23 protein-coding genes and 1 pseudogene are annotated in these 20,352 nt (G+C 35.1%); 9 read left to right on the top strand and 15 right to left on the bottom strand.

Annotated elements, in window-relative coordinates; genetic code table 11:
• Positions 1-17 precede the first annotated feature (17 nt).
• From CN288_RS07325 to CN288_RS07310, 4 genes are all read right to left on the bottom strand, one after another.
• The gene (locus CN288_RS07325) at positions 18-1,943 is read right to left on the bottom strand and encodes a DUF2142 domain-containing protein (protein WP_098302035.1); all 1,926 of its coding nucleotides are present in this window, start codon (positions 1,941-1,943) and stop codon (positions 18-20) included.
• 18 nt (positions 1,944-1,961) lie between these two features.
• Positions 1,962-2,300, bottom strand: coding sequence for an EamA family transporter (locus CN288_RS07320; RefSeq protein ID WP_026594233.1), 339 nt, complete (start codon positions 2,298-2,300; stop codon positions 1,962-1,964).
• Positions 2,293-2,634 carry a hypothetical protein gene (locus CN288_RS07315; protein ID WP_026594232.1) on the bottom strand — a complete coding sequence of 114 codons (342 nt, stop codon included), beginning with the start codon at positions 2,632-2,634 and terminating at the stop codon, positions 2,293-2,295. The genes CN288_RS07320 and CN288_RS07315 overlap by 8 nt, the downstream gene beginning before the upstream one ends.
• Before the next feature lie 265 nt (positions 2,635-2,899).
• Positions 2,900-4,627 (bottom strand): phospho-sugar mutase, encoded by a 1,728-nt coding sequence (locus CN288_RS07310; protein ID WP_098302034.1) that lies wholly within the window; start codon positions 4,625-4,627, stop codon positions 2,900-2,902.
• Positions 4,628-4,830: 203 nt separating this feature from the next.
• Here CN288_RS07310 and cdaS point away from each other — a divergent pair, with 203 nt between their 5' ends.
• The 3 genes from cdaS (at position 4,831) to CN288_RS07295 (ending at position 7,192) form a co-directional block, all read left to right on the top strand.
• Complete coding sequence (cdaS, locus tag CN288_RS07305; RefSeq protein ID WP_090693892.1) at positions 4,831-5,439, top strand: sporulation-specific diadenylate cyclase CdaS; 609 nt, start codon at positions 4,831-4,833, stop codon at positions 5,437-5,439.
• Between the two features lie 90 nt (positions 5,440-5,529).
• Positions 5,530-5,889 carry a hypothetical protein gene (locus CN288_RS07300; protein ID WP_026594229.1) on the top strand — a complete coding sequence of 120 codons (360 nt, stop codon included), beginning with the start codon at positions 5,530-5,532 and terminating at the stop codon, positions 5,887-5,889.
• A 163-nt stretch (positions 5,890-6,052) separates the two neighbouring features.
• Complete coding sequence (locus tag CN288_RS07295; protein WP_026594228.1) at positions 6,053-7,192, top strand: mannosyltransferase family protein; 1,140 nt, start codon at positions 6,053-6,055, stop codon at positions 7,190-7,192.
• 68 nt (positions 7,193-7,260) lie between these two features.
• Here the strand turns inward: CN288_RS07295 and CN288_RS07290 are convergent, their stop codons facing one another.
• The 6 genes from CN288_RS07290 to CN288_RS07265 all read right to left on the bottom strand — a co-directional run bounded on the left by CN288_RS07290 (position 7,261) and on the right by CN288_RS07265 (position 11,716).
• Positions 7,261-8,745: a leucyl aminopeptidase gene (locus CN288_RS07290; RefSeq protein ID WP_098302033.1), complete on the bottom strand. Its 1,485-nt coding sequence runs from the start codon at positions 8,743-8,745 to the stop codon at positions 7,261-7,263.
• A 394-nt stretch (positions 8,746-9,139) separates the two neighbouring features.
• Positions 9,140-9,490 (bottom strand): DUF6080 domain-containing protein, encoded by a 351-nt coding sequence (locus tag CN288_RS07285; RefSeq protein WP_098302032.1) that lies wholly within the window; start codon positions 9,488-9,490, stop codon positions 9,140-9,142.
• Between the two features lie 132 nt (positions 9,491-9,622).
• A complete protein-coding gene (locus CN288_RS07280; RefSeq protein ID WP_098962706.1) occupies positions 9,623-9,877 on the bottom strand; it encodes a hypothetical protein in 255 nt (84 codons plus the stop codon).
• Positions 9,878-10,176: 299 nt separating this feature from the next.
• Positions 10,177-10,803 carry a 3D domain-containing protein gene (locus CN288_RS07275; protein ID WP_026594226.1) on the bottom strand — a complete coding sequence of 209 codons (627 nt, stop codon included), beginning with the start codon at positions 10,801-10,803 and terminating at the stop codon, positions 10,177-10,179.
• Between the two features lie 85 nt (positions 10,804-10,888).
• Positions 10,889-11,206: a YuiB family protein gene (locus tag CN288_RS07270; protein ID WP_026594225.1), complete on the bottom strand. Its 318-nt coding sequence runs from the start codon at positions 11,204-11,206 to the stop codon at positions 10,889-10,891.
• A 15-nt stretch (positions 11,207-11,221) separates the two neighbouring features.
• Positions 11,222-11,716, bottom strand: coding sequence for an NUDIX domain-containing protein (locus CN288_RS07265; RefSeq protein ID WP_026594224.1), 495 nt, complete (start codon positions 11,714-11,716; stop codon positions 11,222-11,224).
• A gap of 259 nt (positions 11,717-11,975) precedes the next feature.
• Here CN288_RS07265 and CN288_RS07260 point away from each other — a divergent pair, with 259 nt between their 5' ends.
• Complete coding sequence (locus tag CN288_RS07260; RefSeq protein WP_026594223.1) at positions 11,976-12,410, top strand: DUF5391 family protein; 435 nt, start codon at positions 11,976-11,978, stop codon at positions 12,408-12,410.
• A gap of 74 nt (positions 12,411-12,484) precedes the next feature.
• Here the strand turns inward: CN288_RS07260 and CN288_RS07255 are convergent, their stop codons facing one another.
• Positions 12,485-13,693, bottom strand: a complete 1,209-nt coding sequence (locus tag CN288_RS07255) for an NAD(P)/FAD-dependent oxidoreductase (protein WP_026594222.1) — start codon at positions 13,691-13,693, stop codon at positions 12,485-12,487.
• Positions 13,694-14,168: 475 nt separating this feature from the next.
• Here CN288_RS07255 and CN288_RS07250 point away from each other — a divergent pair, with 475 nt between their 5' ends.
• From CN288_RS07250 to CN288_RS07235, 4 genes and pseudogenes are all read left to right on the top strand, one after another.
• Entirely contained in the window at positions 14,169-15,158 is a 990-nt protein-coding gene (locus CN288_RS07250; RefSeq protein ID WP_026594221.1) for an NAD(P)/FAD-dependent oxidoreductase, read from the top strand.
• A 79-nt stretch (positions 15,159-15,237) separates the two neighbouring features.
• Positions 15,238-15,587, top strand: a pseudogene (locus CN288_RS07245) (GyrI-like domain-containing protein); the annotation flags it as partial.
• Positions 15,588-15,765: 178 nt separating this feature from the next.
• Positions 15,766-16,083, top strand: coding sequence for a DUF4870 domain-containing protein (locus CN288_RS07240; protein WP_026594220.1), 318 nt, complete (start codon positions 15,766-15,768; stop codon positions 16,081-16,083).
• A 229-nt stretch (positions 16,084-16,312) separates the two neighbouring features.
• Complete coding sequence (locus CN288_RS07235) at positions 16,313-17,560, top strand: MFS transporter (RefSeq protein ID WP_026594219.1); 1,248 nt, start codon at positions 16,313-16,315, stop codon at positions 17,558-17,560.
• A 17-nt stretch (positions 17,561-17,577) separates the two neighbouring features.
• On the opposite strand, the gene CN288_RS07230 is transcribed toward CN288_RS07235, so the two are convergent.
• Positions 17,578-18,459, bottom strand: coding sequence for a helix-turn-helix domain-containing protein (locus tag CN288_RS07230; protein ID WP_026594218.1), 882 nt, complete (start codon positions 18,457-18,459; stop codon positions 17,578-17,580).
• 84 nt (positions 18,460-18,543) lie between these two features.
• Here CN288_RS07230 and CN288_RS07225 point away from each other — a divergent pair, with 84 nt between their 5' ends.
• Positions 18,544-18,996 carry a DUF523 domain-containing protein gene (locus CN288_RS07225; protein ID WP_026594217.1) on the top strand — a complete coding sequence of 151 codons (453 nt, stop codon included), beginning with the start codon at positions 18,544-18,546 and terminating at the stop codon, positions 18,994-18,996.
• Positions 18,997-19,028: 32 nt separating this feature from the next.
• On the opposite strand, the gene CN288_RS07220 is transcribed toward CN288_RS07225, so the two are convergent.
• From CN288_RS07220 to CN288_RS07210, 3 genes are all read right to left on the bottom strand, one after another.
• Positions 19,029-19,382, bottom strand: coding sequence for a YxeA family protein (locus CN288_RS07220; protein ID WP_026594216.1), 354 nt, complete (start codon positions 19,380-19,382; stop codon positions 19,029-19,031).
• Positions 19,383-19,576: 194 nt separating this feature from the next.
• The gene (locus tag CN288_RS07215; RefSeq protein ID WP_170833692.1) at positions 19,577-19,726 is read right to left on the bottom strand and encodes an FbpB family small basic protein; all 150 of its coding nucleotides are present in this window, start codon (positions 19,724-19,726) and stop codon (positions 19,577-19,579) included.
• Positions 19,727-19,963: 237 nt separating this feature from the next.
• Complete coding sequence (locus tag CN288_RS07210; RefSeq protein ID WP_026594215.1) at positions 19,964-20,317, bottom strand: HesB/IscA family protein; 354 nt, start codon at positions 20,315-20,317, stop codon at positions 19,964-19,966.
• Positions 20,318-20,352: the final 35 nt, after the last annotated feature.

Below are 20,352 nucleotides of genomic sequence, written 5' to 3'. Positions count from 1 at the left end.
TCTCCTTGCTTTTCAAATTAAAACAACTTTACAAGCCAAAATACAAACGCATATGTTAAAAATAATATTGCCGCTTTACTTGCAAATATAGCGACATCTGGTTTTTCAATCTTAAACTTAAAATGCTGTTGAACCAACAACAAAATAAACGGAATAATAGGAATAAAGTAACGACCTTGTATTCCCAAAATATACGGGCTTCCTACAGTTGTCCATGTCATATACAAGCTTAACATAACTAGCAATATTACACTAGCAATGCAAAATCTTAAACTCCATTTTTTCATCCAATCTAAAGTAGGAACTCCTTCTTTTTGATCAATGATTGCAATTATAACAAACACAATCGGATATAAATATAGAATCCCTTTTAAAGGTGTAGATAAGAAACCAAAGACATTATACATTTCAATCCACTCATCTAATCCATGATCAAACGAACGAATAAATACTTTTAATGCTTCAAGCGGGTGATGCAACATGTAGCTAATTTGCCTTGTCGCAGATACATCTCCACTATTTAATCCGTCACCAACATATTTCATTACAAATATGTTCCAACCCGCAACAAGTATTGCCGCTCCCCCTATTACACCAATATTAAATAACCAATATTTCTTTTTCGTTCCATGTTTGGCTACGCCACCAAATAACATAAGCAGTAGCAGTGGCCAATACGTAAACTTACAAAGTGTCATTATGATTCCTGATACCGCCATTGAGATAAATTCTGCCTTTGTAAGACCTTCATTATGAAACCATAGGCGCATTAGTAATGCGATGAATATAAAGCTAGATCCCATTAATACCGCATCAGCAGACAAACTTGCCGCATGGAACATGATAATTGGTGCTAACATAAAGAACATAAATGTACGTCTCATTACAGGCATTTTATACAATGCATATGCAGACATTGCAATGAATGCAAATAGATTTACTAAACGCCCTAATATATTTGCTGTCCAAATATTTGTATCAGCTAACATAGCTAGTTTAATCCCTATCGCTTGTGGGATATAAGGGATAAAAGTATATACCGCAGTTGTAGCTTGTGGCTCAAATACTTGCTGTTCTTTTGCATCTGGTCTGATACTAAATTGTTTAACATAATCAATTGCATCTGGATTGATTTTTTCATCCCTTTTAACAGGATGAAGATAAGTATCTAATATTTTTTGGGAAACAAAGTACCCTACATTCCCTTCATGTTTTGGTGTAATTAAATTCCCTTGGGCAACGTCCTGACTCTTTAAGAAATGAACCCATTCATCAGAGGTTTGATGAATAGGTGTATAAACAGCAAAAAAGCTCCCAAAAATCATTGCAATTAAAGTATACTCAACGACAATACGTTTTCCTACCCATACAAATAACGTCGCAATTAGTACCGATAGAGTTAAAAGTACACCCCATTTCCAATAAGGCACAGAAGATAACTTATAGTCAACAACTAATACTTTATTGTCTTTTGTTTCACCATTCACATTTAACATTTTACCTTCTATAGGAAAAGCTGTAGTAATATATATTCCTTTATTTTCATCAAATTTAATTTTTTCTAACACTATCCTTAAATCTGTTGCTTCTTTTTGAATTCTTTCAGGAAGAGGAATATAAAGTTCTCCATCTTCTTTAAACATATCTGATGTAACATTAATTTCTTCCGTCTCATTTTTAGTAATCAACTTCAATTCCCCAGTAAAATGGGCTTGTTTCACATCAGAATTCAAATGTAATGAAATTGCCTTCATATCTTTATGACTATTAGATAACTGTTGTGTAATCGTATCTCCCTGTTGCAGTTGAAATCCTTCTTTTGTATTTTTGAAATTGCCACCTTCTGATCTTAAAAGGCTAGATCGAGAACTGGCATACAATAACATTATTGTAAATATGACTAAAAAACTAATTAACCATTTGGTTCTTTTTTTCATCACCATCTTTAAATCTCCTTATGTTTATTGAATGCAAAAAATTGCAATACCCGCGATAATAATAATATTCCCTACTACTTTTCTTTTCGTAATTTTTTCACCAAGAAAATACCAACCGAATATTAAAATAATAACGTAACTAAGCGATTCTATAACAGGCGCTTGCTTTAATGTGACACCTTTCATTGCAATAACATTTAAACCAGCATTAATTACAAATAAAGAGTATCCAACTATTACATATCGGTTCACATATTCTTTCCACTTTGTATCATAAGTGACTAACGTTGCTTTTTTTAGTAAAATTTGGGAGTAGTTTGCTAAAATAACACCAAAAATATAAAGCAAAACAAATTTATTCATCTTTTACCACCACAACAATCCCTATAATAATAACGATCGCACCGAGAACGTTATTCCATCTTATCGTATCCCCAAAGAATACTACGGACCATAAAAGCCCCCATAAAATAATAACACCCCGATGTGAATACGCTTTAGATATTTCAAACGGTTTAATGACTTGTTGCCATATAATTGCATATCCAAACAAAAGGATAACAAGAACCATATAGGCCATAAGAAAAGAAATTGAACCGACTGAAAATTGCGCTGCCCATTTCATATACACCATTATGATAGAGTATAAAAAAAAGGCAACATGTAAAAATACATAATGCTTAATAGATGCTTTCATACACTCAACTCTCTTTTTTAAAAATGATAGTTATATCATCACTTATTTTACTAACTTTCATCCCCAAACTTTATTCATACAAAATAAAATTTTAACATAAATACTTAAAAATTTCATTCTGAACTTATATCGGCGCATTCCTTGCTTGTGTCTAAAATGTGACAATTTCAATTGTATACCCATGAATCATTCATATGAAAATTTCCTATTTCTATCTACTCAATAACAAAAAAGCATGAACATCTCCATGTCCATGCTTCTTTTATTATTGAACGCGATTCATAATATCGCTTTTAATATTCTCAAGCTTTTCTTCACTATGTTGCAAGGAATCGCCTTGCACTCCAAAGTAAAATTTAATTTTCGGCTCTGTTCCAGACGGACGTAAGCAGAACCAAGAACCATCCTCAAGGTAATACTTTAATACGTTTGATTTTGGTAAATGAATCTCTTCAGTAGCTTCTTCCACAACTTTTGTTCTAACACTCGCTTTATAATCTTCAGCAATTGTAACCTTTAAACCTGCTACTTCTGTTGGTCGATTCTCACGGAAAGATGTCATCATATTTTGAATTTGCTCCGCACCATCTTTTCCTTTCAATGTTAGAGAAACAAGTCCTTCACGGAAATATCCATACTTCTCAAATACTTCAAGCAATCCATCATATAATGTTTTACCTTGTGATTTATAATATGCTGCTACTTCACATGCAAACAATACCGATTGAACAGCATCTTTATCACGGCAGAACGGGCGAATTAAATATCCATAACTTTCTTCGTAACCGAATTGGAATGCATATTCTCCGCTTTCTTCGTATTGCTTAATCTTTTCACCAATAAATTTAAATCCAGTTAATGTATCAATTGTGTCAAGCCCGTAAGCTTTTGCAATTGTACGTCCTAATTCTGAAGTAACGATTGTTTTTAAGACAACACCATTCTCTGGTAATATACCTTTTTCTTTCTTTTGAGATAATAAGTATTCCAGCATTAACGCACCTGTTTGATTTCCTGTTAATACTTGATATTCACCAGCATGATTTCGAATTGCAACACCAAGACGATCTGCATCTGGATCTGTTGCAATTAAAACATCAGCCTGCGTTTCTTCACCGTAACGAATTGCTAATTCAAATGCAGCATGCTCTTCTGGGTTTGGTGATTTTACAGTAGAAAAGTTAGGATCCGGCTGTTCTTGTTCTTTTACAACCGTTACATTTTTAAATCCTACTGCTTCTAAACCACGACGAGTAGGAATATTAGAAGTACCATGTAATGGTGTAAAGACAACCTTCAATTCTTCTCCATGTTTTTCCACTAATTCTTTATTAATAATCACTGTTTTTAATTGTTCTAAATATGCATCATCTACATCTTGTCCGATAATTTCTAATAGACCGTTTTGCTTTAATTGCTCAATATCCGCAATCTCTACTACTAGCTCATCACTTACCGCATTTACGTACGAAATTAATTCATCCGCTTCTTTTGGAGGTAATTGTCCTCCATCTTCTCCATATACTTTATATCCATTGTATTCTGGTGGATTATGGCTTGCAGTAAGAACGATTCCACTATATGTATGTAAATAACGCACTGCAAATGAAAGTTCCGGTGTTGGGCGTAAACTTTCAAATACATATGTTTTAATGCCATGAGCACCCAGTGTCGCTGCCACTTCCATTGCAAACTCTGGTGATTTATGACGTGAATCATACGCAACGACAACACCGCGCGCTTTTGCTCCATCACCTTGTTTTTCAATAAATTGTGCTAATCCTTCTGTTGCTTTACGTACTGTATATACATTTAAACGGTTTGTTCCCACACCAAGCTCACCGCGCATACCACCTGTACCAAACTCTAAATTTTTATAGAAACTGTCCTCGATTTTCTTCGGATCTTCCTTCATTTCTTCTAATTGTTGCTTTAACTCTGCATCTAAATTCGCAAAACTACTCCAGCGTTCATATTCTTTTGTCCAATCCATTTTCCTCTCTCCTTTCAGTCAAACATAATCTCATTATATGGCGAAAATAACGCTTTCCTCAATACTATTTTATATCCCTAGAAAATCTTACCTTATATACAAAACTATGTAATCTATGTAAACATTCTTTTCCTTTACGCATACTTTCTGCATGGAACGAAAAACTATACGTAATAAATATATTCTTAAATAGGGTGAATACAATGCAAGAATGGGCACTGACAAAAACAATGAAACAGCATATTCAAGAAACTATTAAAGATATTTCTTTTGCACTTCAAGATATGCAAACTGCACTGGACAATAATAATGAATGTATTTTATGTAAAGTTGAAGATATACAAAAATTATTACTACATATCCAATCAAAAACGGCATCCTACTATGTCAAAACGTATCTATCTCCCTATACAGACTGTTACATTCATCTACTAACAGCAATCAGGCACTTATCTGAAAAACGGCATGGTGCTCTCATTATTGTGGAAAGAGATCAACCGGTAGAATCATTTATCCAATCCGGGATAGAACTACAAGCACACTTAACCGTTCCATTGTTAGAATCTATTTTTTATCCTGGAAACTCTCTTCATGATGGTGCTGTTCTTGTGAAAAATAACCATATTATATCCGCAGCCAATATACTTCCACTATCACATCAAACACTTGCATCGCATCAAAAATTAGGGACACGTCATCGCGCAGCAATTGGGCTTTCCGAAGTAAGTGATGCCCTTATTCTTGTTGTATCTGAAGAAACCGGAAAAACATCTTTTGCCTTAGCTGGAATGTTATATGCATTTTCACTATAAAATCTTATATTTCTTTTACATATAACAGGAATTTTCATTCTGCTAATTGAAGTATATACATTATGAGGATAGAAAGGCGATGTAGGAATCATGAAAAACACATTCTATCTATTTTTCACAATATTTTTTACATGCTTTATACTTGTAGGTTGTATCGATGCGAATAGCTCGAGCAACTCTTCCAATCAACCTCAAGAAACCGAAAAAAGTATTAAAAAGGCCGTTTGGAATCAATTATCCAATCAAGAAAAGCAATATATTATTGGTGATTGGGAAAATGCTACAATGACAAAAACAACATTTCACAAGCATAATAGCCATCAATCAAATGAGGAATATGAAGGAAAGACTGTTTATCTCGTTCATTTCCCATCTGATACATCTGCACCCAAAAACGTTGAAGTATATGTTGATATCGATACAAATGAAATTGTAGGATATAATAAATAACTTAAACAATATTGACCTCTANNTAGAGGTCAATATTGTTTAATACATAAAAAGAACTTTCAAACTTTTAATTATGTACCCGCTTCTAAACATAAGATACGTGATTTTACAATAGAAATGTCTGATAAGATAGAAATACCAAGTCAATTGAGGAGTTACATATATGCACAACAGTCTATTACAAAAAAGACGTTTATACTCTGAACAGCCACACAAAAAAATTTGGTGGTTAAAACCCATTCTAGCTCATTATCTTCTTTTAATTTTGGCCATTTTATTACCCTATTATAATAACTTCCATGAAGGAATGACGTTAGAACACTTCAAGCATGCTCTTATTAATTGGGATAGTCTTTGGTACATTGAAATCGCTGAAAATGGATATGAATCAAGAAAAGCTACTGCGTTTTTTCCATTTGTACCAATACTAATCAAAGTCTTTGGCAACCCCTATACTGTCATTGCAGTGACGCAGGTCGCATTTTTTATTTGCTTATATTTGCTGAAGGAATTTTTCAAGCGCTGTAACATGAATGATTCCCAAATAAAAGCAGGCATTTGGCTTTTCGCAGTTAATCCTTGTGCAATTTATTATGCCACTGTTTATACAGAAGTCTGGATCGTTCTTTTCTCCCTTGCTTCTCTTCACATGGCTATAAAAGAAAAATGGCTTTACGCTTATATATTTGCCGCCATTTTAACATCCACCCGAGCACCAGCTTTATTATTCGGCATTTTTCCATTTACCCTTTTTATTATGTCCATATGGAATAAAAATTGGAAATTGGTAAGAAATTCTCTATTATGGGGACTAAGTTGTACAGTTGGCTTAACAGGATATATGATTTACCTATATCGTGTATTCGGAGATCCGTTGGTTTTCTCAACGACACAAGCCGAAAACTGGGGTCATTACGCCGTTTTACCATGGATTCAAATCATTGAAGGCTTTTATGCAGCATTTACTGTAGACATAAGAGAAATAAGACAAGGGCTATGGATATCAGCAGTATTATTCGCCTTTTTTGGAATTGGATATATTTGGCGTTTGAAATCTCATTTAAAATGGGAAAGTATTAGCGCAATGCTCTTTGTATGTATCACGATTATTTTTATATTCAGTTTTGGTACACGCGGTCTGCCGATGCATAGCACGCTCAGATATTTAAGTGTTTTATTCCCAATTTATGCTATCATCCCACTTGTTGTACCTAAATCAATTCAACGGATAATTATTATTTTCTTTGCGATTGTATCGTTTATGAGCGCATGGAATTTCACTCATCATATATGGAACCTGTAAGATAAAAAAAGCCGTCTCCAAAAGGTCTGTACGTAACGCCCTTTTGGGACAGCTTTTTTCCAACTCTCTTATTCTTCTCCAAAACGCTCAACAAGCGTCGCAAGCGTACGAACCATTGCTCCTGTTGCTCCTGCTGGTCCTAAATCATGTGCGCTCGTTGTATCAGATGTTCCAGCGATATCTAAATGTACCCATGGTGTTTCTTCTGCAAACTCACCAAGGAATGTTCCTGCCATTACCGCATGACCTTCACGACCTGGTGAGTTATTTAAATCTGCAAATTTACTGTTACGGACGCGTTCTTTATCACGCTCGAAAATCGGTAATTGCCAAATTGGCTCATCCGTTTCCATTGATGCTTCTAACACTTGTTCAAACAACGTTTCATCATTTGTCATCGCACCCGTTGTATGGTTTCCAAGTGCAACGATGACACCACCTGTTAATGTCGCAACATCAACAAGATAGTTTGCACCAAGTTTCTTCGCATACGTAATCCCGTCTGCTAATGCTAGACGACCTTCTGCATCTGTATTTAATACTTCAATTGTTTTCCCACTCATAGATGTAATCACATCATCTGGTTTGAATGCAGTACCACTAACAACGTTATCAGTTGATGGAATAACAGCGACTATGTTTTGCTCAGGACGAAGTTCACCGATAATTTCCATCGCTCCAAGAACAGCTGCAGCACCGCCCATATCACCTTTCATACCAACCATACCTTCGCGTGGTTTTAAAGAATAACCACCTGTATCATATGTAATCCCTTTTCCAACGAGCCCGATCACATCTGTCCACTCTTCTTTTCCTTTATAAATAAGAGCGATCATTTTTGGCGGCTCAGTAGAACCTTGATTCACGGCAAGTAATGCACCCATACCAAGCTCTTCCATTTCTTCTTTCTCAAGTACTTTATAATCCATGTCATATGTCTCAGCTAATTCAACAGCATACTCTGCAAGTTTTGTTGCTGTTAATACGTTAGGCGGCATATTTACAAGTGTACGAGCTGAGTTTGTCGCACGTCCGTGCACATATCCTACTGTTAATGCAGCTTCGATTTCTTTTGCGTCTTCTACTGTAATAACCGCAAAGTTTTCTAACTCTACACTTTCTTTTTTATCTGTTTTATAGGTTTGTAAATCATATGTACCTAGGCAATACACTTCCGCTGCAATATGTGCAACATCGATTGCACCTAACTTATCTGTTACGAAAGAATCAAGTAAAATCGCTGCATCTTTTACCTTTGCAGCTTTTAATGTTTTAAATGCTTTACTAAGTGAAGCACGTAACGTTTCTGTTGTGTATGCTTCTTTTTTGCCAAGACCGACAAAATAGTAGCGTTTTGCATTTGTTTTTCCTAGGCTATGTACTTTAGAAATAACTTTTTTCTTTGAACTAAGCTCTTTCTCTTCTAATAAAAGTTGTAATTGTCCTTCAAATGCTTTATCCAGTTCTTGTACAAAACTACTCGTTACCTCTTCTTCAAATAAAGCAACAATTACCGCTTCGTGATTCACTAATTCTTTTTGTACTTGAAACATGCTCAGACCCCCTAAATTTCTCTCTTTTCATTATAACTTTATTTTCGATAAAATGCGACAATTCCAACTCTTTCCGTATTCAAATTCCATCCTGCAACTACTACGAAAGATTTCCCCCTTCATTTACACCTCTAACACTATCTTAATGAAGAAATACAAATAATCCTTCCAAAACTTTCAACTACAGTCTCCAAAATAAAATAACGTTATATATAGTACTCAACACACTTAACAAAAAATATGGAATTATGATTCTCCTAAAATCACAAACTGATTACACAATGAAGTTTATGATTAGATGGAAAGCAAAAAAGAGTGCATACCTCTTGTAGACAGGCACTGCACTCCTTTTTATAAAAATTTCGTATCATCCAATTTAGTCAAACTAATTACATTAAACTGGATATTTCAACACTGCAAATTGATATAAATAAATGATTTTATCTATATTATTTAAAGCAATTATCAGTACAAATATACTTAGCGTTATAATTTTCAAACGATTTACTTTCTTAAATCCGTATGCTAGAAGTAACGGTAATATAAAAATAATATGTGACCCATAAATAAATGCTTCTGGTAATCCAAATCCAAAAATCCCATGTAGCAAAACATTAAATCCTAAGCACCCTACCAAAAATAGAACAAAACGATCTTTTAATATATTTTTTGCCATAACCCATAAAATCGTTCCATATACAGTTATAATTACAATCCATCCTCTTAATGGATGAGATGGTAACAAATTGAATCATGGAAAATCTTGGTGTGTCCGTAAAAGAACCTCAGAAATATTACCCAAAATTAAAGGTGATCCTAGAAGTGAATGAATAAACATCCCTATTTTAGAACTTAAATACTCTTTTGAAAATTCTTGTTAAAGAGTAAAACGGGTACTACCTCCTATCGCTTCTTGCAAAGTCACTTGATTCACTAGCATAACCCCTATAAATGCCGCGACTACAAGAATGATAGGAATGAATGTCCAAATAAGTTTCCTCTTCGTTCCTTTATATACCAAAATACTCGCAATAAACCACATCGCTGAATTTGTTATTGTAACTCCAGCTGTAATAAAAGCAAAAAATATATTTGAAATATGAAAATTTTTAGTTGCTATTTTTTCTCTCATAATTAATGGATAGTACACAAAACAAATCGCAACTAAATTTACACTTTTCTATTTCTAAAAAATACTTTATTACCTTTTGAAAAAAATTAGAAAATTTTTACACAAATTGTCCAACCTAAAAAATCATATCATAAATCTTTTCATGAAAAAAGAGGCTACAAAAAAATATACTTAGCCAATCTAGTAAACATATATAACAAATCAGTTTCATTCCAAACACAGTTGACAATACATTCCAAATAATAACCAATATATTTTCAAATAAAAAACAAAGGTAGTCTAGTGTTATTACCACTAGACTACCTTTGTTTTAAATATTGACCACGGAACACTTGCATCGTTTCGTCTTGATTTAACATCGTTAACTCTTCTTCTGTAAACTTACCTTTTCCCATTTTCACTACATATACATTTACTTTTTTCTTACCCCATTGACTATACACATCTTGAACCGTATCATAGTACAAATCGAGTCTATTTCCTTTTATAGCGCCACCTTTATCTGCTACCACGCCATATCCATAGCCTGGTACAAAAAGGATGGTCCCAATTGGAAATACACGTAAATCAGCTGCAATTGTAGAATATATGTCCCTTTTAGCCTTTACACCTGAATATGTAATGCCATACTCTGGATGACCAGGGTTTTTACCGGTTGATTCTACACCTGACGTATAACCAGTTGCTGTCATTTCCATTACACGATATTTAGACCAGTCTTTCCCCTGTTCTAAAGCATTTATCACTTCTTTACTCGGAACAACTTGGTGCCCTCTTTCTGCTGCATGTACTTCTTTTACATTGCTTTCTTGATATGTTTTTACAAGCTCCAGTACAGACACTCCAGTGAACGCTTGCCATGTCACACATAATGCGACTACAAGTAAACAAGTCATCATAATGCGAATACCATATCGTTTTAACATTTTTATATTCCACACTCCTTCATCGTTCATCATTCCCTATACGATTAAGAAATATGCAGAAAAAAAATCTCCAGTAAACTGGAGATTAGAACATTTGATAACCACTTTTCCGAAGTTTCTTTATCACAACTCCTGATAAAATCGCCCCTATTAACCCTGTGGATAGAATAAAAAGATCGGCTTGTCCAAGATGCGAGACACTTGTTCCAAATGAGGAAAATGTTTCTTTCGGCTTTGAAAAGTAGTCCCAGACACTTGCTTTATTAATAATCAGCATACAAACAATTGGATAAATGATAACCATTACCCAAGTAGCACGTAAAATCATATTGAGTAAAAATCCAATTCCAAAGAAAAGTATAAAAAATAACATCATTGAAATAAGTAATACTGGAATACTCACTTTTTCCCACTCCTTCTATTTCTTATCTCCTGCCGTAAATACATGATAGGCTGTATATCCAAATTGATCTCCTGGATTTAATGTTGTATCCATCTTCAGAAGTGATTCTGTATGACCTTCCAGTAAATATCGAATTAATATAGAAGCATCTTGATTATATGCAATATCTTTTGGATGTAAAAATGCTACTTCAGACAATTCCTTTTCTTGTACAGTGATTTCTTCTCCTTCTGGTTCGAGTAAAAAAATAATCATATTATCGCTAATCTCATCACGAATAACTCCAGAACGAATTCCAATAACCCCTTTTATATGCGCCCGAATTCCTGTCTCTTCTAAAATTTCACGTTTAACAGCTTCATCAATCGTTTCTCCCTCATTTACAAAACCAGCCGGCAATGACCATTTTCCTTTTAGCCCCCCGTATTTTTTCTTAACGAAGAGCCAGCGACCATCTTTTGTAGTCACTAATCCACTTACAGCTAGCCAAACATTCCCACGCTTTCCCATGATGTAAAACCCCTTTCAGTCAAACGAACAGAATATTCATTCTTTTCTATGTATTATACTATATTTTTCAGTGAGAATAATATAATCTTCCCTTGTTCCTCAGTTACTACATTTCTTTCTACCCTTCTTAATTTCCATATATTTGATATAATGTGAATATAGGGTATTCTTTCCTCTGTAGAAAGACCTCGAATCCCTTCAAAATTCTGCTTTGAATATTACATCACACCTATTCATTGCGAAAGGAGTAAAAAGTAAAATGAGAAATCTATCACAAAAGTCCAGGATTGTATTTGTAACATTAGTTTCCGCATTACTCTTCTGCTCTTTCTTAATTGCCACTTCACTTTCACCACTTGCTGATTTGGGACCTAATGCAAATAAATTTAACTCTCTAGGCATGTGGAAATCAATCGGCATGATTTTACTATTTTATATTGTACCTCTACTTCTTTATATAGGAGGAATACAGGCAATGCGATTCATCATGGCTTTTCTTTGCGGTATGGGGCTATTCATACATCTCGTGATACTTACAGTCGTATTTATTACAATGCGCGTAAGTGACTATAACGCCTCTTCTTTCTTAGGAGTCATCATGCTTTGCGTAGCAGTATCCATCACAAATGTAATTTGGTTTTTTGTTGCTTTTCGTTCAAAAAGAACTTCTACTTATACACTGAATGCACGATAGAAGTTTAAGAAAAGCTTACATAACACAAAGAGCAGAAGCGACTCATAGCCGCTTCTGCTCTTTTCTACTATATATTAAAAGAACTTTAGTTTACCTTTTTTCAGAACTAATAAAGGTCCACCAAGTAAGAATAAGTAACGGTTATCGATTACTTTCTTCATGAAGGAAGCTTTCCATCCCGTTAACTTTTTCCCCATCACAACGCCCATTGCATCGTCATGTCCTAATGAACATACAGATCCTTTGTTATCGAAAACGAATTTCTTCATTTCGCCTTTATCACGAACTAGCACAGCTAAGTTGTGTGCAATGTTGTAACCTTGTTGAATTGCAATTTGTGCTGTCGGTGGATATGGACGGTTAATCTCTTCATTGATGATTAACGCTGCGTCACCAACCATGAATACATCTTCATGACCTGGAGCATGCATATACTCATCAACTTTTACACGTCCACGCATTGCTTCAAAGCCAGACTCTTCCACAATACCGTTACCGCGAACACCGGCAGCCCAAACAACAGTTTCAGATTTAAGTAACTCAGCATCATCACCGTTTGCAACTAGAATACCTTCTTCAGTTGCTTCTTTAATTGCTGTACCGATTCGGAATTCTACACCTTTTTTCTCTAATTGTTTTACCGCATACTCAACTAATTCTGGATCGAAACCAGGAAGCGCTGTTGGAGCAGCTTCTACACAGATAATACGTGCTTTTTCACGTGGAACATCATATTCTTTGCAAAGTTCAGGAATACGATTTGCAAGCTCACCTACATACTCGATACCTGTAAATCCTGCACCACCAACCACAATTGTTACTAGCTCATCACGTTTTTCTGTCGCATATTGAGAGAACTTGTATTCCATATGCTCACGAATTTGACGAGTCGCATTAATGTTAGTAATAGAGAATGCATGCTCTTTCAAACCTTTAATACCGAATGTTTCAGATTCAAAACCAAGGCCGATTACTAAGTAATCATATGTTAACTCACCATTTTTTAAGATAATGCGCTTTTCAGCAGCCTTAATTTCTACAACTGTATCTTGCACAAAGTTTACTTTGTTTGTATCAATAACGTCTTCAATATCGAGACGGATTTTATCATGGTGTAATGTACCAGCTGCACTTTCATGTAACCAAGTTGCTTGGTAGTGATAGCTGTTGTTGTTTACTAACGTAATTTCAGCTTCACTTACAGATAATGTTTTTTGCAGACGAACAGTCGTAATCATCCCGCCATAACCTGCACCTAAAACTACGATTTTTGGAGTTTTCACCGAATCACAACCCTTTTCTTTATATAATAAGTAATCAAAATCAAAAATAAAATCAAAGTGCTAAACACTCAATTTGTCAAGAATGTGGAATTCCTCACATTCTCAAGCATAACAAAACGTATTCAAAAAATCGTACGAAATTTGTCATAAAAAATTAACATAATACTTTCCTATATTAGTCGGTTTTATTTCATAATTCAAGCGCCTAGAGAATTATCAATATTTTAAAATAACATAGCGTTTTCAAGGGTTTTTTAACCTTTTTTTCATCTATTTTCCTACTCGGTATATTTTATACATTTTCATCCTATCTATGCAGAAGCTTACATATAATTCAGTCATTTCTTGCAGTATTCTAAACTGAAATATGTTATCATTTTTATTGTAAATTGCAATATTGTTTGCAGGATTTCCGTATACATATGAACAATATATGGAATCAATATCTAAATTCCATCTATAGGGGGAATAAATAGTGACAGAAAATCAAAAAGTTTACGACATAACGATTATCGGTGGAGGTCCAACAGGATTATTCACAGCGTTTTATGGCGGCATGAGACAGGCAAGTGTAAAAATTATTGAAAGCTTACCGCAACTTGGAGGACAATTATCCGCACTATACCCTGAAAAATATATTTATGACGTAGCCGGATTCCCAAAAGTACGTGCGCAAGAACTTGTTGATAATTTAAAAGAACAAATGAAAAAGTTTGAGCCGACTATTTGCTTAGAAGAAGCAGTTGATACACTTGAAAAACAAGCCGATGGCGTATTTAAGCTTGTAACAAATAAAGCAACACACTATTCTAAATCTGTCATTATTACAGCTGGTAACGGAGCTTTCCAACCACGCCGTTTAGAATTAGAAGGAGTAGAAAAATTCGAGAAAAAAAACCTTCACTACTTCGTTGATGATATGAAAAAATTCACTGGGAAACGCGTCGTTGTATTTGGCGGCGGCGACTCTGCTGTAGACTGGACAATGATGTTAGAACCAATCGCTGAACAAGTAACAATCGTTCATCGTCGTGATAAATTCCGTGCTCATGAGCACAGCGTAGAAAGCTTAATGAACTCTCGAGCAGACGTAAAAACACCTTACGTTCCAATTGAACTAATTGGTGAAGACAAAATTGAACAAGTTGTTCTGCAACATGTGAAAACAGAAGAAAAGGTTGTTATTGACGTTGATGATGTCATCGTAAACTATGGTTTCGTTTCTTCTCTTGGTCCAATTAAAAACTGGGGCTTAGACATTCAAAAGAACAGCATCGTTGTAAACTCTAAAATGGAAACAAACATCTCTGGTATTTACGCAGCTGGTGACATCTGTACATATGAAGGAAAAGTAAAACTAATTGCATGTGGCTTTGGTGAAGCACCAACAGCGGTAAACAATGCCAAAGCTTACTTCGATCCAAATGCAAAACTGCAACCAATGCATAGTTCTAGTATGTTTTAATATATAAAGTGAAGCGGACTCCTTTCATACAGAAGGAGTCTTTTTGAATAAATTAACTCCTAGCCAACCTTCACAAGTAACACTAGCAGTGTATTCAAATTATGAGTCCGATGAAACCGGAGCATATAGATACACAATTGGCATGCCAGTTTCTTCATTGGAAAATATCCCGAAAAATATGACACCTCTTGCAATCCCTGCTTGTACATATGCGTTATTTACAACTCGAAAAGGTCCAATATCAAAAGTTATCGCAGAAGCATGGCAAGATATTTGGAACTGGTCAAAAGAAAACAACCGCGCTTTCACGATAGACTTTGAACGATACGGTGAACATCTATTGATCCAAATGATGCCCAAATTGATATTTATATTGCACTAGCTAAATTCATCGATTTACACTCTTTCCACAAAAAATGCAGCGAATAATCGCTACGTTTTTTGCATGATTACACTACACTTTTATTATATCGGCGCCCTTATATACCCTATCTCATCAAATCTTACAAAACTGTCATGTTTTTGTAAGATAAAACGATAGTGCCTCACTCCATTTGCCTGCATACTAAACGTATAATAACAAACACTAGCTTATGAGGTGACCTACATGAACGGAAACAAATTATTATCCGCCTTTTCCTACTGGAGTATTTTCTTTGCACCGCTTCTTTTCCCAATCATCGTTTGGATTTTCGGTGACAGCGAGACGAAAGCTCATGCAAAAAAAGCTTTATGGACACATATTATTCCAAGTATTGCAGCCTTTATATCGATGATTGTATTAGGAATTATGGGACTCGGTTCCAATGAGCCCGATGTAACACTTGGTATCGGTGCTATTATCACTGTATGTATTTGCGGTATCATTAGCCTGTACTTCTTTATCTGGAATATCATAAAAGGAATCCAAGTTATGAAATCCTAACAAGAAAAACCATCAACTACTCCAAGGGAAGAGAACGTCTGATGGTTTTTTTATTTTCTACCGGAATCACATTCGCTTCTTCTTATCTTGCCTTAAAAAATCCACTGGGCAAATGTGCAATTATTGTCTACAATGAAAAAGTGCAGTATAGAAATATTAAAAACTGTATAAAACGATTGTTAATAGGATTTTATATCCATTCAAAATGGTTACATAGAAAGGAAGCAATATGGAGGAACTACAACAAAACAAACCTGCTCCAGCAGAAAGTGGAACACCTTTATTAAAAAATACAAACTTCCTATTCCTCTGGGCAGCTACTCTATTTTCAAGTTTTGCCTTAGCCTTTTTTACATTTTCTCAAACGTGGTACATAGCAAAAACATTAAATCTTGAGGCCTCACTAGGCGTTGTCTTTGTTGCGCTTAGCGTACCAAGGCTCGTCTTTATGATTGTTGGGGGAGCTGTCGCAGATAAATTCCCGAAAAAAAATATTATGTTTTACTCAAATATCGTTCGTGCACTTCTTGTCGCAACGATTTTAACTTGGTTTATCGTTGGTCATGTGACCTTATATACATTTGCTTTGTTTGCTTTGTTGTTCGGATTAGCTGATGCCTTCTTTTGGTCAGCAGACGGTTCCATTCTCCCTGAACTTGTAGAAAAACATCGCTTAACACAGGCGAATTCACTTACACAAATGACGAACCAAGCATCAGTAATTTTAGGACCTGTACTTGGTGGGATTCTCATTAAGTTTAGTAATTATGAGACCATCTTTTCCATTACCATTCTGCTCCTCATTATTGCTGCTATACTCGTCCAAAAAATACAATTTACAGTACAAGAAAAAACAGATAAAGATAAAGGTATGTTTACATCTATTAAAGAAGGAATTTTATACGTAAAGGAATCGCCTTTTCTTTCAACATTTCTCATCTGTAGTGCCTTTTTAAATCTATTTTTAATCGGTCCAATGCAAGTTGGTTTCCCGCTATTTGTCAAAAACGTTCTTCATGGTGACTCGCTTCAATTTAGTTATTTAGAAGCTGCTGTTGGAGCAGGCATGGCAATCGGTGCCGTCATTGTTGGTCTTAAGAACATTAATCGTAGACGCGGCTTATTTTGTATCATTATGATGCTGTTATCTGGCGTTTTCTTCCTATCTATTAACTTCAGTACAGCACTTTGGCAAGCACTACTCGCAGGCGCCTTCTACGGTATTACAATTGCCATGGCCATCGTTCCATTAATGGCGATGATTCAATCTACCGTCAAAGAAGAAATGATGGGCCGTGTCATGAGCTTAATGATGCTTTCATCCATGGGCTTCATCCCGCTTTCCTATGCATTCACATCACTCGCACTTGCTGCTGGTATTCCGATTGTGACGATTATGAAAAGCGGCGCTATCGCAGTTATTATCTTCGTATTATTTGTTGCGATTCGCGTTCCTGTTGTACGAAAATTTGATTGATTAAGAGGAGTCATGTATTACACGCATGACTCTTTTTTGAATGGATCAAATAACGTCACCTTCGTGTTCCTTCTTATAGCCGCCCCCCATTCTAACTCAATATCTAAAAATAGATCTCGCATCGTACTATACAAAAGAGCCTTAACATCTTTCCGAATTTCCCCTAACTTATACGCTCTGACAACACTTTTCACACGCCAGATAAGCTTTTCCTGAATATCTTCATCAACAAGCAGCTGTTCCAAAAATACACCTTGCTCTAATAATCCGCTCTTTTTATAAGCCAGTTCTACTTTACTCCAAAGCACATTAATTGTTTGTGGATTCCGTGACATTGGTACAATCGCATGTACAAACTTAGCCGGAATATCATGACGACAATATGTCTCATCAAGCTCATACGTTGTTTTTTTCTTTTGTACTTCTTTAGAAGAGTTTTTAAAAAGAATCGTTTCCCTTTCTTCTCGCACCTCTTCCTTCTTACACCCATCTACATTTTCCACATTTTCACATGCGGTCATTTTCATACGGCCATCCATGCGGTCAATGGCAGCTTTACGAAACACATACAAATTTGCACTATATCCCCCGCGCTTATGTCTCTCTTTCGTAGGGATCCTTTCAATAATCCCGAGTTCTTCTAATTTCGCAACAGAGCGACGCACCGTACGAATACTTTTTCCTATTTTAGTCGCAATTGTTTCCATTAACGGACAAGCGACTCCTACTGTTTTTTGTTTTTCATTAATTGCATATCTCCCTAACAAACGAATTACTAAAAAATCTGTTTTATTTATATCAGCTTGATAACGTACGAAAATTTGCTGCTGATATACATTGAATTCTTCTTTACTTTGAAATTCGCTATATGTTTTCATTAAGTTATAGAAAGTTCCCATTTTCATCACCCCATATATACATAGGTCCCATGAAGCAAAATGGGCGTTTTCAAAAAATTTTCTTAATGAACTGAGGTAGAAACCATGATTGTAATTAGTGCCTGTTTAGCTGGTATTGCTTGTCGTTACGACGGAAATGACAATCTAATCTCAAAAATAGAAGAGCTATTGCAGAAAGAAGAAACCGTTCTTGTCTGTCCAGAAGTATTAGGTGGATTACCAACGCCACGCCCCTCAGCAGAAATTATTGGTGGCAATGGTGATGATGTACTAGACGGCAAAGCAAAGGTGATAGATAAAGAGGGGAACGATGTAACAGAAGCCTTTGTCCAAGGCGCTTATAAAGCATTAAAAGAAATAAAAGATCTACATCCCGAATACATCATTTTAAAAGAACGTAGTCCGTCTTGCGGAAGCTCCACCATTTATACGGGCGAATTTAATGGAAACAAACAAGAGGGTTACGGTGTAACAACTGCATTGCTTCGAAGACATGGCTTTACAGTCATTTCAGAAGAAGATTTTGAAAATAAGTAAAGGAGCTGGCCCATACCCCAACTCCTTCTTCATTATTTCACACCTAATTTTTCTTTCACTTTTGCAGGCAGCTCGTCTTTTTTCACTTCTTCCCAAGCTGTCACACCTTTTTTATCGGAGTAGTATACATGTAGAAACGCTTCTTTGCGAAGATTTTTTTGCGCATTAAATTCCATTGTTTTTTCTTTACCCTCTTCATCAAATCCCGCTAATTTATATTGGTAATTTGTATATGGTGTACCATTATCAGATTTTCCCTTGTATTCTTTTCCATCAGCCGTAATTTGAACATAATACGTATCTTTTCCCATACGGTTTAAATCACAACCAACTAACAAGCTAGCAAATACAACTAAAATACTAAAAAGTGCAATATATCTTTTCACGTCTTTCACCTCATGTGTTTTTTATTATACTGCTATCATAATCCCTTTTCATTTAAGGAGAAATTCAAAAACGTGACATGAGCATTACACTTTTGTAAGATTACACACTAAAAAAACAAAAAAGAAGATAACCAACTACTGTACCTAGTCGATTATCTTCTTTTTTGTATATCAACGACGTTTTCGTATCTTAATTAGGAAGCCGATTTATTAATTGTATAACGTTGTTCAATACGTTGTTCAATTTTTTCCATCTCTTGTTTATCATTTAATATCTTTTGTTTATTTTCTTTTACCAATTCTTTAAACGATTTATGAAGTAATTTACAACGTTTGTTCGCCATAATCATTTCTCCTTATTGTCTGTGTAATCACAGATATAAAATAAAATTTTTCGATTACCATAAATTTTTTGTCTTTATTTGTCGAAAAATTATTCTTAATTCAAGAGTACTATAACTTCCGAGTTTTTAAACCTATTTGTTTGAACATTATGTGAATTTAATGAAAACAATTATTTCACAACTAGTTTGTAAAATAATAAAAAATAACCTTCTCACTCATTTGTGAGAAGGTTATGATTAACACTCTTCTGGCTTACCAGCATTCGAAGCTGTACGGAAAGATGATCCACATCCACACGATGCGATTGCGTTCGGGTTATCGATTGTAAATCCACCGCCAAGCATCGATTGCTTATAGTCAATTTTTACTCCTTTAACAATCGGAGCACTTTCTTTATCAATAACAAATTCAACACCATAAAACTCAAGAACTGTGTCATCTTCATTTGGTTCTCTTTCAAATCCTAAGCCGTAAGAAAGACCACTACATCCACCGCCATGTACAGCAAGGCGAACGTATTTCTCTCCTTCTTCAGCATCTTTTAACATATCTTTAATTTGAAATGCCGCTTGTTCTGTTACATCAATCATGAAATCCACCTTCCTTTCATCTCTCGTTCTATTAT

The organism is Bacillus sp. AFS023182 (genome assembly GCF_002560575.1).
Classification (GTDB): Bacteria; Bacillota; Bacilli; order Bacillales; family Bacillaceae_G; genus Bacillus_A; species Bacillus_A arachidis.
Note: the sequence above shows the minus strand (reverse complement) of the source record. Positions and strands in the feature narration are given on the sequence as shown.

What these genes read in the sequence shown, in the direction of transcription:
- CN288_RS07265 (WP_026594224.1), bottom strand. Translation starts at nt 11,716, where the DNA reads ATGGGAAAGCGTGGGAATGTTTGGCTAGCTGTAAGTGGATTAGTGACT.
- cdaS (WP_090693892.1), top strand. Translation starts at nt 4,831, where the DNA reads ATGCAAGAATGGGCACTGACAAAAACAATGAAACAGCATATTCAAGAA.
- CN288_RS07300 (WP_026594229.1), top strand. Translation starts at nt 5,530, where the DNA reads ATGAAAAACACATTCTATCTATTTTTCACAATATTTTTTACATGCTTT.
- CN288_RS07260 (WP_026594223.1), top strand. Translation starts at nt 11,976, where the DNA reads ATGAGAAATCTATCACAAAAGTCCAGGATTGTATTTGTAACATTAGTT.
- CN288_RS07215 (WP_170833692.1), bottom strand. Translation starts at nt 19,726, where the DNA reads ATGGCGAACAAACGTTGTAAATTACTTCATAAATCGTTTAAAGAATTG.
- CN288_RS07230 (WP_026594218.1), bottom strand. Translation starts at nt 18,459, where the DNA reads ATGGGAACTTTCTATAACTTAATGAAAACATATAGCGAATTTCAAAGT.
- CN288_RS07295 (WP_026594228.1), top strand. Translation starts at nt 6,053, where the DNA reads ATGCACAACAGTCTATTACAAAAAAGACGTTTATACTCTGAACAGCCA.
- CN288_RS07280 (WP_098962706.1), bottom strand. Translation starts at nt 9,877, where the DNA reads ATGAGAGAAAAAATAGCAACTAAAAATTTTCATATTTCAAATATATTT.
- CN288_RS07310 (WP_098302034.1), bottom strand. Translation starts at nt 4,627, where the DNA reads ATGGATTGGACAAAAGAATATGAACGCTGGAGTAGTTTTGCGAATTTA.
- CN288_RS07240 (WP_026594220.1), top strand. Translation starts at nt 15,766, where the DNA reads ATGAACGGAAACAAATTATTATCCGCCTTTTCCTACTGGAGTATTTTC.
- CN288_RS07290 (WP_098302033.1), bottom strand. Translation starts at nt 8,745, where the DNA reads ATGTTTCAAGTACAAAAAGAATTAGTGAATCACGAAGCGGTAATTGTT.
- CN288_RS07275 (WP_026594226.1), bottom strand. Translation starts at nt 10,803, where the DNA reads ATGTTAAAACGATATGGTATTCGCATTATGATGACTTGTTTACTTGTA.
- CN288_RS07325 (WP_098302035.1), bottom strand. Translation starts at nt 1,943, where the DNA reads ATGGTGATGAAAAAAAGAACCAAATGGTTAATTAGTTTTTTAGTCATA.
- CN288_RS07225 (WP_026594217.1), top strand. Translation starts at nt 18,544, where the DNA reads ATGATTGTAATTAGTGCCTGTTTAGCTGGTATTGCTTGTCGTTACGAC.
- CN288_RS07315 (WP_026594232.1), bottom strand. Translation starts at nt 2,634, where the DNA reads ATGAAAGCATCTATTAAGCATTATGTATTTTTACATGTTGCCTTTTTT.
- CN288_RS07210 (WP_026594215.1), bottom strand. Translation starts at nt 20,317, where the DNA reads ATGATTGATGTAACAGAACAAGCGGCATTTCAAATTAAAGATATGTTA.
- CN288_RS07235 (WP_026594219.1), top strand. Translation starts at nt 16,313, where the DNA reads ATGGAGGAACTACAACAAAACAAACCTGCTCCAGCAGAAAGTGGAACA.
- CN288_RS07320 (WP_026594233.1), bottom strand. Translation starts at nt 2,300, where the DNA reads ATGAATAAATTTGTTTTGCTTTATATTTTTGGTGTTATTTTAGCAAAC.